General features: G+C 49.1%; 11 protein-coding genes and 3 rRNA genes. 13 read left to right on the top strand and 1 reads right to left on the bottom strand.

Annotation, left to right across the window (positions count from 1 at the left end; all coding sequences use genetic code 11):
- Positions 1–2: 2 nt before the first annotated feature.
- The 12 genes from ylxM to FY534_RS08865 all read left to right on the top strand — a co-directional run bounded on the left by ylxM (position 3) and on the right by FY534_RS08865 (position 11,238).
- A complete protein-coding gene (gene ylxM / locus FY534_RS08920; RefSeq protein WP_238413474.1) occupies positions 3–407 on the top strand; it encodes a YlxM family DNA-binding protein in 405 nt (134 codons plus the stop codon).
- A complete protein-coding gene (ffh, locus tag FY534_RS08915; RefSeq protein ID WP_203114349.1) occupies positions 400–1,854 on the top strand; it encodes a signal recognition particle protein in 1,455 nt (484 codons plus the stop codon). The genes ylxM and ffh overlap by 8 nt, the downstream gene beginning before the upstream one ends.
- Before the next feature lie 22 nt (positions 1,855–1,876).
- Positions 1,877–2,149, top strand: coding sequence for a 30S ribosomal protein S16 (gene rpsP, locus FY534_RS08910; protein ID WP_072873834.1), 273 nt, complete (start codon positions 1,877–1,879; stop codon positions 2,147–2,149).
- 105 nt (positions 2,150–2,254) lie between these two features.
- Positions 2,255–2,494 (top strand): KH domain-containing protein, encoded by a 240-nt coding sequence (locus tag FY534_RS08905; RefSeq protein ID WP_072873835.1) that lies wholly within the window; start codon positions 2,255–2,257, stop codon positions 2,492–2,494.
- Between the two features lie 61 nt (positions 2,495–2,555).
- Positions 2,556–2,978, top strand: coding sequence for a YlqD family protein (locus FY534_RS08900; protein ID WP_072873836.1), 423 nt, complete (start codon positions 2,556–2,558; stop codon positions 2,976–2,978).
- A 174-nt stretch (positions 2,979–3,152) separates the two neighbouring features.
- Positions 3,153–3,704, top strand: a complete 552-nt coding sequence (gene rimM, locus FY534_RS08895; RefSeq protein WP_203114348.1) for a ribosome maturation factor RimM — start codon at positions 3,153–3,155, stop codon at positions 3,702–3,704.
- Positions 3,697–4,449, top strand: coding sequence for a tRNA (guanosine(37)-N1)-methyltransferase TrmD (gene trmD, locus FY534_RS08890; protein ID WP_203114347.1), 753 nt, complete (start codon positions 3,697–3,699; stop codon positions 4,447–4,449). Before rimM ends, trmD begins: the two co-directional genes overlap by 8 nt.
- 243 nt (positions 4,450–4,692) lie before the next feature.
- Positions 4,693–6,228: ribosomal RNA gene (locus FY534_RS08885) — 16S ribosomal RNA — on the top strand.
- Between the two features lie 146 nt (positions 6,229–6,374).
- Positions 6,375–9,324, top strand: a 23S ribosomal RNA gene (locus FY534_RS08880).
- Positions 9,325–9,366: 42 nt separating this feature from the next.
- Positions 9,367–9,483: ribosomal RNA gene (rrf, locus tag FY534_RS08875) — 5S ribosomal RNA — on the top strand.
- Together the 16S, 23S and 5S rRNA genes form the textbook arrangement of a ribosomal RNA operon.
- 119 nt (positions 9,484–9,602) lie before the next feature.
- Positions 9,603–10,235 (top strand): MBL fold metallo-hydrolase, encoded by a 633-nt coding sequence (locus tag FY534_RS08870; protein ID WP_203114346.1) that lies wholly within the window; start codon positions 9,603–9,605, stop codon positions 10,233–10,235.
- Positions 10,236–10,257: 22 nt separating this feature from the next.
- Positions 10,258–11,238 carry an RluA family pseudouridine synthase gene (locus FY534_RS08865; RefSeq protein WP_203114345.1) on the top strand — a complete coding sequence of 327 codons (981 nt, stop codon included), beginning with the start codon at positions 10,258–10,260 and terminating at the stop codon, positions 11,236–11,238.
- Here the strand turns inward: FY534_RS08865 and FY534_RS08860 are convergent.
- The gene (locus tag FY534_RS08860) at positions 11,235–11,660 is read right to left on the bottom strand and encodes an acyl-CoA thioesterase (RefSeq protein WP_072874147.1); all 426 of its coding nucleotides are present in this window, start codon (positions 11,658–11,660) and stop codon (positions 11,235–11,237) included. The genes FY534_RS08865 and FY534_RS08860 overlap by 4 nt on opposite strands.
- Positions 11,661–11,840: 180 nt before the next feature.
- Between FY534_RS08860 and FY534_RS08855 the strand changes: the two genes are divergently transcribed.
- Positions 11,841–12,848, top strand: a complete 1,008-nt coding sequence (locus FY534_RS08855) for a M23 family metallopeptidase (RefSeq protein WP_203114344.1) — start codon at positions 11,841–11,843, stop codon at positions 12,846–12,848.
- Positions 12,849–12,914: the final 66 nt, after the last annotated feature.

Below are 12,914 nucleotides of genomic sequence, written 5' to 3'. Positions count from 1 at the left end.
CAGTGGGGCGGGAGCCGAATATGATAGAAAAGGTCGCACGTGTCAATGCGTTGTATGACTTTTATGGTCAGCTTCTCACATCACGCCAGCAACAAATGTTTGAACTTCATTATTTCGATGACTGGTCGTATGGAGAGATTGCCGCCCAGCATGGAGTATCCAGACAAGCTGTTCATGACAATCTCACGCGTGCAGAAGAAGTGCTGGAACGGTATGAGTCACAACTTGGTTTGCTGGCGCACCATCAGCGTCAACAGGAATGGTTGAAGTGCTTGCAGGCGGCTTGGCATCGTGTGACTCAAAATCATCCTGACCTGTCAGACGAAGAAATGGAGCCAATAAACAGGATATTGGAAGAGTGGAAGCAATTCCTGTTTGGCGAGGAGAGGGGGGATCTGCGTGTTTGAAGCATTGTCAAGCAGTTTGCAAAAAGCGCTCAGCAAGCTGCGCAGTAAAGGCAAACTTACAGAAGAAGACGTTGCTCTCGCCATGAGGGAAGTTCGTCTTGCACTGCTTGCTGCGGACGTCAACGTAAAAGTGATTAAACAGTTTGTCGATCGCGTTCGGGAACGTGCAGTAGGCGTAGATGTGCAAAACAGTTTGACGCCTGGACAACAGGTCGTCAAGATTGTTTATGAAGAGTTGACCGAGTTGATGGGTGGCGAGCAAGCGAAAATCAAGATGGCAGCCAAGCCGCCCACGGTTATCATGCTGGTCGGTCTGCAAGGTGCTGGTAAGACCACCACCATTGCCAAGCTTGCCCTTAGCTTCAAACAGCATGAGCACCGTCCGCTCCTGATTGCTGCAGACGTCTATCGTCCAGCAGCCATTCAACAGTTGGAGGTTCTAGGAACTCAGATTGATGTCCCAGTTTTTCAACTGGGTCAGTCCCAACTTCCCAAAGAGATTGTTCGGCAAGGATTGCGCGCTGCACAAGCTCAAGGGGCTGACATTGTACTTGTCGATACCGCAGGACGCCTGCACATTGATGAGGATTTAATGAAAGAACTGGAAGATATCCAGTCTCTCGCTGAGCCGGATGAAGTTTTGCTTGTGGTTGATGCCATGACTGGGCAGGACGCGGTACATGTGGCAGAAACTTTTCATCAAAGGCTCAGTCTCACGGGTGTCATTCTCACCAAATTAGACGGCGATGCGCGTGGAGGAGCGGCATTAACGATTCGTTCTGCCACGGGCTGTCCCATCAAGTATGTTGGTCTCGGTGAGAAGATTGAACCGTTGCAACCTTTCCATCCCGATCGTATGGCTTCGCGCATTTTAGGCATGGGAGATGTTCTTAGCCTGATTGAACGAGCCGAACAAACAGTGGATATGGAAAAGGCGCGGGAAATGGAGCAAAAGATGCGCAACGCATCTTTTACGCTGGATGATTTTCGTGAGATGTTCCAACAAGTTCGCAATTTGGGCCCACTCGATCAAATCATGAAAATGATTCCCGGGATGAACAAAATGAAGGGTTTGGAGAATGTCGATCTCGGTGATAAGCGTTTTTTGCGCATGGATGCTATCATTACTTCCATGACAAAAGAGGAACGTGCCAATCCTGATGTCATGAATGCAAGTCGGCGTAGGCGAGTGGCAATGGGAAGTGGGACCACCGTTCGTGAGGTAAACCAAGTTCTCAATCAATTTGAGCAGACGCGTCAGATGATGAAAAAATTTTCAGGAATTGGCAAAAAAATGGGACGCCGAAATGCGCTTAGTGCGCTGAAGTCGCTCGGGATGGATGGTGGAATTCCTAATTTACAAGATGAATTGGGCAAATTCCCTCTCTCAGCAGAGGGTTCCAATTTTCCAAAATCTCGTCGACATCATAAGAAAAAGAAAAAATAATGAATGCAAAGGATGATAATTGATGGCAGTCAAAATTCGTTTGAAAAGAATGGGTGCTAAAAAAGCTCCTTTTTATCGTTTGGTTGTTGCGGAATCTCGTTCGCCTCGTGATGGACGTTTTATTGAAGAGATTGGTACTTATAATCCGCTCAAGGATCCTGCGGAAATTAGCATTAATGAAGAACGTGCCCTGCATTGGCTTTCAACGGGAGCCCAACCTTCTGACACCGTGCGTCATCTGTTAAGTAAGCAGGGGGTATTGAAGAAATTTCATGAGGCTCGGCAAGCAAAATAAATTCATCAGTAAGCCAGGCCGGCATTTTGCCGGCTTTGGCTGCTTGTATTTATCATCGAATTTTCCAGTCATTGATTTTATCTGCGGGTGTCAGGAGCGGGTTTGATGGAAAAATTGATTCGCTTTCTGGTAGAAGCTATTGTCGATTATCCACAGGACATTCAAATAGATGCTCATACAATCGATGGGGGTTCTGTCACGTATCGACTCTATGTGCATCCGGACGATGTTGGCAAAGTTATAGGACGCCAAGGACGTATTGTAAAATCGTTGCGTCAAATACTAGCAGCTTCTGCACATCGTCAAGGACTTCGAGTACAATTAGAAATTGAAGCAAAACGTTAAAACAGCGATCAGCGTTAAAATAGAAGTAGAGCGCAGTTCGAAATTTAAAGGAGCGAATATTGTGCAAATTCGTCAACCAGTAGCGGTGAAATTTATTTTGACAGAGATGGCGAAGCAGCAAATTATCCAGGAACATCGCAAACAGATTGAGCAACTTGGGCATGAGTTAGAACAAATTGAGGAACAAGGTAAGCAAGCGATTGAACAAGCTATGAGTCAAGGTGGCGAAATAGCTAAACAGGTTCGCGAGCAAGTGGAGACGGAAAAAAACAATCGTCTCATGCAACGCGAACAACTTCTCCAACAAATGCAACAAATTCAACAGCTAGAGTTGGGGACGGAGATTCAAAATATGAATGTTGAAACAGTGGTTGATGTTCGAGTAGGAGATGACTGGAGTAAAATTTTAATGGGATCGGAAATTGTTGTGAAAGATGGTGTGGTTGTTGATATCCGTCGTGGAGGTCAATCCTTCCAAGAATAAACTTGTTTGATTTGGGACGGAATTTTTCGCCAAGCATCATAGAATGGATGGGCGGGCGTTGCGCTTTTGCCCATTCTTTGCGTTGTGATATTCCTATAGGGTGATCTAGCATTCAAATATTATAAAGATAAATAGATTGGACAAACCTCCAATCAAGGAGAAAGGAGGATCTACATGAGAGAAAAATTTTTTACTGTGGGTGTGATAGTATCGCCGCATGCTTTGCGAGGGGCGGTTAAGGTATATCCTCGTACTGACTTCCCAGAAGTTCGATTTTCGAAAGGTTCTCAATTATGGATTCGTCGTCCTAATCAAGACCCCTTTCAAGAAGTTTTTGTAGAATCAGCCAAGAAACATCAAAAATTTTGGATCCTCACTTTTGAACACATCCAGTCTATTTCTCAGGTGGAAGATTGGCGTAAAACAGAATTATGTATTCCTGAATCGATGCTGGAGCCATTGCCGGAAGGGACTTACTACATTCACCAATTAATTGGTCTTCAGGTATATCGAGACTCTGGCGAGTATTTAGGAGAATTAATGGAAGTGCTGCAACCGGGTGCGAATGATGTGTATGTTGTGAAAAAGTCAGATCAAACAAAAGAACTTTTGATTCCTGCCATTCCTTCATGCGTATTAAATATTTCTTTAGATGAGAAGCGGATGACAGTGCATCTTCTCGCGGGATTGCTTGAGGAAGAGACAGGAGAAGGTCAACATGCTTAAATTTCACGTCTTAACATTGTTTCCAGAACTATTTACTCCCTTTTTCGAGACAAGTATTATCAAACGTGCACAAGATTCGGGAGCCACTCAGCTTCAGTGTATAAATTTTCGGGATTATGCAACTGACCGGCATCGCACTGTGGATGATTATCCGTTTGGTGGCGGTGCAGGTATGCTTCTTAAACCAGAACCCATTTTCCGTGCCCTTGAAGCTTTACAAGAGCGTGAGACACCAGATGCAATTCTCCTCATGACTCCCCAAGGAAAGACTTATCGGCAAAGTATGGCTCAGGAATTTTCACAAAAGAAATCTTTGGTTATTCTCTGCGGACATTATGAAGGAATGGACGATCGCGTTCGCCAAACTTGGGTAACTGACGAAATTTCGCTGGGAGATTTCGTCATGACAGGCGGAGAAATAGCGGCTATGGCAGTTATTGATTCGGTTGTACGACTTCTTCCAAGTGTGCTTGGTAATCAAGAATCGTTAGCGGAAGAATCGCATAGCCATGGACTTTTGGAGTATCCACAATACACTCGGCCTGCTGTGTTTCGTGGAATATCCGTGCCGCCAGTGTTGCTTTCTGGACACCATGGGAAAATTGCTGAATGGCGACGAATGCAGTCGTTATATCGTACTTGGAAGCGAAGACCCGATATGTTACTTCATGCAAATTTGTCTGAGGCCGATCACGTTGTCATTGAACGATTTGAAAAAGGAGATTGGAGCGGGCTTGATGGTTGAAAATCACACGATTTGACCATCTGTTAGGAAATTATTTCGCAGGCAATGAAAAAAACCGATTTTTTTCGACAGAAGCTATTGCTTTTTCGACAAAAAGAAGGTAAGATAGTCGCTGTCGCTGCAAGAGGGGACGCGAAAGAGAGCCTTGGCAGCGAGAGAACCTTGAAAACTAAACACGCACAAGAATCACCAAACGCCAGAGAAGAAGTGCCCGAGCTCGAGGGAGCGAGGGAGAAGGAATTAGACATTGAGAGTTTGATCCTGGCTCAGGACGAACGCTGGCGGCGTGCCTAATACATGCAAGTCGAGCGGGTATCGAAAGATACCAGCGGCGGACGGGTGAGGAACACGTGGGGAATCTGCCTAACAGACCGGAATAACGCCTGGAAACGGGTGCTAAGGCCGGATAGGCGCATGAGGCGCATGCCTGATGCGGGAAAGGATGCTACGGCATCGCTGAGAGAGGACCCCGCGGCGCATTAGCTAGTTGGTAGGGTAAAGGCCTACCAAGGCGACGATGCGTAGCCGACCTGAGAGGGTGACCGGCCACACTGGGACTGAGACACGGCCCAGACTCCTACGGGAGGCAGCAGTAGGGAATCTTCCGCAATGGGCGCAAGCCTGACGGAGCAACGCCGCGTGAGCGAGGAAGGCCTTCGGGTTGTAAAGCTCAGTCAAGGGGGAAGAGCGGCAAGGAGAGGGAATGCTCTTTGCGAGACGGTACCCCGAGAGGAAGCCCCGGCAAACTACGTGCCAGCAGCCGCGGTAATACGTAGGGGGCAAGCGTTGTCCGGAATCACTGGGCGTAAAGGGTGCGTAGGCGGTTCTGCAAGTCTGGGGTGAAAGGCCAGGGCTCAACCTTGGGAATGCCTTGGAAACTGTAGGACTTGAGTACTGGAGAGGCAAGGGGAATTCCACGTGTAGCGGTGAAATGCGTAGAGATGTGGAGGAATACCAGTGGCGAAGGCGCCTTGCTGGACAGTGACTGACGCTGAGGCACGAAAGCGTGGGGAGCAAACAGGATTAGATACCCTGGTAGTCCACGCCGTAAACGATGAGTGCTAGGTGTTGGGGGGTACCACCCTCAGTGCCGAAGGAAACCCAATAAGCACTCCGCCTGGGGAGTACGGTCGCAAGACTGAAACTCAAAGGAATTGACGGGGGCCCGCACAAGCAGTGGAGCATGTGGTTTAATTCGAAGCAACGCGAAGAACCTTACCAGGGCTTGACATCCCTCTGACGATACCAGAGATGGTAGGTCCCTTCGGGGCAGAGGAGACAGGTGGTGCATGGTTGTCGTCAGCTCGTGTCGTGAGATGTTGGGTTAAGTCCCGCAACGAGCGCAACCCTTGACCTGTGTTACCAGCACGTAGAGGTGGGGACTCACAGGTGACTGCCGGCGCAAGTCGGAGGAAGGCGGGGATGACGTCAAATCATCATGCCCCTGATGTCCTGGGCGACACACGTGCTACAATGGGCGGCACAACGGGAAGCGAGAGAGCGATCTGGAGCGAACCCCTGAAAACCGCTCGTAGTTCGGATTGCAGGCTGCAACTCGCCTGCATGAAGCCGGAATTGCTAGTAATCGCGGATCAGCATGCCGCGGTGAATCCGTTCCCGGGCCTTGTACACACCGCCCGTCACACCACGAGAGTTGGCAACACCCGAAGTCGGTGGGGTAACCCGAAAGGGGGCCAGCCGCCGAAGGTGGGGTCGATGATTGGGGTGAAGTCGTAACAAGGTAGCCGTATCGGAAGGTGCGGCTGGATCACCTCCTTTCTAGGGAAGAGAGAGGGGTTTGGTGGAGAGGCGTGCGTGTTTAGTTTTGAGGGTTCTCGGGAGAGAACTTAGCGAAAGCTACTTATGCCTTGAGAGAGGGATAAGCTCGAAGGACCTTGAGAACTGAATCAGCAAGAGGGAAGAAAGGTGAAGGTAGAAAGGGCGCACGGAGGATGCCTAGGTGCCAGGAGCCGAAGAAGGACGGGGCGAACACCGAAATGCCTTGGGGAGCTGTACGCGAGCGAAGATCCAGGGATGTCCGAATGGGGGAACCCACCGGTCGTGATGGGCCGGTACCGCTATCTGAATGTATAGGATAGACGGAGGGAACCTGGGGAACTGAAACATCTCAGTACCTGGAGGAGAAGAAAACAAGAGTGATTCCGCAAGTAGTGGCGAGCGAACGCGGAAGAGCCTAAACCATGATGGTGGAGAAGGGGACCCCCGTTGCCATCATGGGGTAGAGGGGATGCGCAGCCAGGCAGGGTCTTGCCTGGGCCGAAGGAGACAAGGGAGCCAAACGACATGGGAAGGTCGGCCAGAGCGGGTGAGAGCCCCGTAGGCGAAGCTTGTCGAGGGAGGTAGCGCAGGCCCCAAGTACCGCGGGACACGAGGAACCCCGTGGGAATCAGGGAGGACCACCTCCTAAGGCTAAATACTCCCTGGCAACCGATAGCGGAGAGTACCGTGAGGGAAAGGTGAAAAGAACCGCGGGAGCGGAGTGAAAGAGAACCTGAAACCGTGTGCTTACAAGCAGTCGGAGTCCGAAAGGATGACGGCGTGCCTTTTGTAGAATGAACCGGCGAGTGATGGTGATGAGCGAGGTTAAGGCAGGGAAGCCGGAGCCGAAGCGAAAGCGAGTCTGAAGAGGGCGAGAAGTTGATTGCCATCGACCCGAAACCGGGTGAGCTACCCCTGGTCAGGGTGAAGTGTGGGTAACACCGCATGGAGGCCCGAACCCACCGGCGTTGAAAAGCCGGGGGATGAACTGGGGGTAGGGGAGAAATTCCAATCGAACCCGGAGATAGCTGGTTCTCCCCGAAATAGCTTTAGGGCTAGCGTCACGGATGAGGGACGGAGGTAGAGCACCGATGGGGTGCGGGGCCCGACCAGGGTTACCAAGCTCCGTCGAACTCCGAATGCCGTTTCATTGAACCGTGGCAGTCAGACTGCGAGTGCTAAGATCCGTAGTCAAGAGGGAAACAGCCCAGACCAACAGCTAAGGTCCCCAAGGGTGGTTAAGTGGGAAACGATGTGGCGGTGCATAGACAACCAGGATGTTGGCTTAGAAGCAGCCATCATTGAAAGAGTGCGTAATAGCTCACTGGTCGAGTGACGCTGCGCGGAAAATGTAACGGGGCTAAACCACACACCGAAGCTATGGCTGTGGGAAGACCACAGGGTAGGGGAGCGTTCCATAAGCGGAGAAGCCTTCTTGAGAGGGAAGGTGGAGGTTATGGAAGTGAGAATGCCGGTATGAGTAGCGAAAAGAGGGGTGAGAATCCCCTCCGCCGAAAGCCCAAGGTTTCCTGGGGAAGGATCGTCCACCCAGGGTTAGTCGGGACCTAAGGCGAGGCCGAGAGGCGTAGTCGAAGGAGAACGGGTTGAGAATCCCGTACCAGATGGATTTGCATGACTGAAGGGGTGACGCAGGAGGCTAGAGCGAGCGGCCGGATGGAAGAGGCCGTCCAATCCGCAAGGGGGTCGCGCAGGGAAAACCGCGCGGCGAGAACTCTGAGCGGTGATGGGGAGGGAAGAAGAGTACCGAAGCGCTCGAGGTCACACTGCCAAGAAAAGCCTCTAGGGAGAATGCATCTGCCCGTACCGGAAACCGACACAGGTGGGCGCGTGGAGAACACGGAGGCGCGCGGGAGCACTCTCGTTAAGGAACTCGGCAAAATGGCCCCGTAACTTCGGGAGAAGGGGCGCTCTGAAGAAGAGCCGCAGTGAAAAGGCCCAAGCGACTGTTTAGCAAAAACACAGGTCTCTGCGAAGCCGAAAGGCGAAGTATAGGGGCTGACGCCTGCCCGGTGCTGGAAGGTTAAGAGGAGGGGTGAGGGCGAGAGCCCGAAGCTCTGAATTGAAGCCCCAGTAAACGGCGGCCGTAACTATAACGGTCCTAAGGTAGCGAAATTCCTTGTCAGGTAAGTTCTGACCCGCACGAAAGGCGTAACGACTTGGGCGCTGTCTCAACGAGAGACCCGGTGAAATTGTAATACCTGTGAAGATGCAGGTTACCCGCGGCTAGACGGAAAGACCCCGTGGAGCTTGACTGTAGCTTGATATGGGAGACGGGCATGTCATGTACAGGATAGGTGGGAGACACAGAAGCATGGGCGCCAGCCTGTGTGGAGTCGATGTTGGGATACCACCCTTGAGATGCTAGTCTTCTAACCTGGCACCCTGAATCGGGTGTGGGGACAGTGTCAGGCGGACAGTTTGACTGGGGCGGTCGCCTCCTAAAAGGTAACGGAGGCGCCCAAAGGTTCCCTCAGCGCGGATGGAAACCGCGCGGGGCGTGTAAAGGCACAAGGGAGCTTGACTGCGAGACGGACAGGTCGAGCAGGGACGAAAGTCGGGCTTAGTGACCCGGTGGCACTGCGTGGAAGGGCCATCGCTCAACGGATAAAAGCTACCCCGGGGATAACAGGCTGATCTCCCCCAAGAGTCCACATCGACGGGGAGGTTTGGCACCTCGATGTCGGCTCATCGCATCCTGGGGCTGAAGTCGGTCCCAAGGGTTGGGCTGTTCGCCCATGAAAGCGGTACGCGAGCTGGGTTCAGAACGTCGTGAGACAGTTCGGTCCCTATCTGCCGTGGGCGGAGGATACGTGAGAGGGTTCGTCCTTAGTACGAGAGGACCGGGATGAACCGACCGCTGGTGGACCAGTTGTCCTGCCAAGGGCACAGCTGGGTAGCCAAGTCGGGGAGGGATAAGCGCTGAAAGCATCTAAGCGCGAAGCCTGCCTCAAGATAACGTATCCCATTCCGTCAAGGAAGGAAGACCCCTTATAGACGATAAGGTAGATCGGTCCGGCGTGGAAGCGTCGTGAGGCGTGGAGCGGACGGATACGAATCGGTCGAGGCCTTCACCAAGGAAAATCCCTCTTGCTGAGACAGTTGGAAAGGAAAGAAGAGTCTGGTGACCATAGCGGAGGGGATACACGCGTACCCATCCCGAACACGACCGTGAAGACCTCCAGCGCCGAGCATACTTGGGGTGAAGACCCCTGGGAACCTAGGTCGTTGCCAGGCAACAGGAGTACAGGTGGCTGTTGGGAGAATGCTCTGTATAAACAGAGCTGAACTCCTGACAGTTTTTTTGTATGATACGAATTATAGTCCTATACATTTTTCTCCTTGTGGGTGATGAGATGGAAATTGCTCCTCATGTACATTTATTAACTTCTACTAAAGGTAGTTATGCTTATTTGGTTTTATCCGATGAACCTGTATTGATTGATACAAGTCTTTCATCCAAAAGAGATCAATTAAAAAAAGAATTGGCCAATTTAGGAATGACTCCAAAAGATATTGCGCATGTTCTGTTAACGCATATGGATGTTGATCATATTGGAAACGCAAAATGGCTTCAGGATCAATCATCAGCTATCATTTGGGCTCCCGAAATAGAGATTCCTTACATTCATGGACAAGCGAAGGCAAAGGGAGTAAGGGGTTTGATTCAAAGAACTATGAAAGTTGAGCGTCCACACATCACTCATTCTTACCATGCTGGGCAACAGATAGGTGGCATTGAAATTATTCCATCTCCTGGTCATACCTTGGGACATGTTTCTTTACGATACAATGATATATTGTTTGCTGGGGACTTGGTGACAACGCGTCGTGGTCAATTAAAGCCATCACCGGGGTTCTTAACTTGGGATAAACAAGCATTGCGTAAATCGATAAAAGAAGTCGGGAATTTGTCATTTAATTGGGTTTGTCCAGCTCATGGCGATCCGGTTCAAAGAGCTAACTTGTGGGAAACCTTAATGCTATAAAAGTTGGAAATGAGGATGTTATTTGATAGAACATGAAATTACCCAAATGCAAGCTGGTAAAAAGGTACACCGTGTGGTTCGGCAGATGCTTCCCGGTATTCCCTTGTCAGGGATATATAAGATGATTCGTACAGGCCGCGTTAAACTCAATGGAAAAAAAGCGAAACCGGATCAAATTGTAGATACGGGTGATCGTTTAATTCTCTTTATTCATCGTGATGACTATGAGAATGTCAAAAAGTCGCCTCATAAATTTTCCGGCATCCGAACAGATATTGAAGTGTTAGAAGAAACTTCTGATTGGTTGGCTGTGCACAAACCAGGAGGTGTTTTAACACATGGTGCGGCGGGCGAGCACAAGCATACATTAGTCAATCAAGTTGCCGCATATCTCTATCAAAAAGGTGATGCAGATTCGGATACATACAGTCCGGCACCTCTTCACCGTTTGGATAGAAATACAAGCGGGATTGTTCTTTTTGCTAAAAATGGCTGGGCGGCTAAGGAAATTTCTCGCCAGATTCAAAATGGTCAGATTGAGAAGTATTATATAGCGTTAGTACACGGAGAGATTAAGCATCGCGGGTCTATTCAGTTGGCTATTTCACGTCGAGAAAACAATCGTACCGTTATATCTGATGCATCAGATGCTCGACCCGCTCGAACGGATTTTGAACCTATTGTAAGCAATGGTAAATCGACAGTTGTCTGCCTGCAACTCATTACTGGCAGGACACATCAAATACGCGCCCATATGAAACATATTGGACATGCTCTGGTTGACGATGTTAAATATCAGGGAGGCCGCGCCATTAGAGAATTGAATAATGAAAATGCGGATAAAGCACCCCATCAATGGCTGCACGCCTTTATGTTGCAAATGGCCGATGGACATATTGTGCGCGATCCGTTGCCTAAAGATTTTCGGAATAAATTACAGAAAATGGGATATTCATCTTTTGAAATTAACGAGATCGATAAATATAATCCTTTTTCTGATTAATTTATCACTAGCGCAGGTGATTCCAAAGCTATGTGTTTTCGGATTTCATCCGGTACGGCTATGGGTCTGCGCTCTTTGGCACTTACAGTTACTACTGTAGCCTTTGCTTCCGTGACCATTTCCCCATACTGGTTCAAAATCTTTTGTTCCATTTGCATACTGCTGCGACCGACGGCGCTTAACCAAGTATAGACGGTCATTGTATCGTTCTGCCTAGCTTCCCGACGATAGTCAACTTCCATACGAGCAAGAACTGTGATGAGGTTTTGTTTTTTTAATTCGTCGTATTTAAAACCGCGTTGTTCAAACCAATCTTCTCGTCCCCACTCCAAATACTCGAGAAACTTCGCATTATTCACATGCGCATTTACATCCAAATCTGTGGAACGAACGGGAAACTCAATTTTAGAAAAAGATTTCAATCTTCACTTCTCCTTAGTATCTGCTATTTACGTCCATGGATATTTTATCATGCGTTTTCCAGTCCACAAAAGAGCATATCCGCGTTGACTTGGGAAATGGTAAAGATGAGATGGTCGTGGAATGAATTCTAAACACTTCTGGAGTTTAAGAAGAGCAGGAAGGGAGGATATTTAAATCGCATGGGATTTCTAAATAAGCCCAAACTGCAAGTATTCTTGGCCACATTCTGTTCCTTCACAATTTTTGTTCCGTGGGGACAAACCACATCCATTGCTCAAGCAGCTACGAAAGCCGAAATAAAATTACAGCCTATTTATGAACAGTACGGTAAGCGTTTTGATGTCCCTTGGGGGATTTTAGCAGGGATCGATCGATACGCTGAATTGTCCAAGACAAAGGCTGATCGCAATGAGCATCCGTTCTATGGATATGCTTTTGATGATGTAGCCTGGTCTGGTCTATCGAATCCAAATAGTCACGATATCGATCCGATGACCATTAGTTTATTCGGAGGTCTAGGTGTAGATGCCAATCGTGATCGGATTGCCAGTCAAATTGAAGCAGAAGATCGAATTGCTGCCCTTGCCTCTTGGATTGATTTGGAAAGCGGTGAGAGTGATTTGGATGAATGCGTGTGGGCATTGTTTCAAGATCCTGTGGCAATGGACAGAGTCTTTGCCTTCTCACGTATTTTTGAGACATTTGGTTTGCATCCAGAGGGTCACTGTTTTCCAGTAGATAAACGTTATAATTATACTGTCAAGCATACATTTGGTGCGGGAAGAAGTTTTGGCGGTAGAAGAATTCATGAAGGTGTCGATATTTTTGCTTCTTACGGTACACCCGTGCTGGCTTGCAGTTACGGATACGTAGAATTGATGGGTTGGAATCGTTTTGGCGGCTGGCGTGTAGGGATACGAGACGGAGATAACTACTACTATTATTACGCTCATTTATCTTCTTTTGCAAAAGGCGTGAAACAAGGCAGTTTAGTGCGTCCTGGTCAAGTGATTGGCTATGTTGGTTCAACAGGATACGGACCACCTGGTACGGCTGGAAAGTTTCCACCCCATTTGCATTTTGGAATATACCGAGAGATCGGACATCGTGAGTGGGCTTTTAGCCCTTCGTCCATGTTAGCTTCCTGGGAACGTCAAAAACAGACGGTCATGAGGGTAAAAAGTTGAAGCCAACGGCTCTTGGCACTACAATTGGGAAGGGACTTTTTGATGATGGATTTTGTCGAAAAGAGA

This window comes from Alicyclobacillus sp. TC, assembly GCF_016804365.1.
GTDB lineage: Bacteria > Bacillota > Bacilli > Alicyclobacillales > Alicyclobacillaceae > Alicyclobacillus_I > Alicyclobacillus_I tolerans.
The sequence above is the reverse complement of the archived record's forward strand: the minus strand, read 5'-3'. Positions and strand labels throughout refer to the sequence as shown.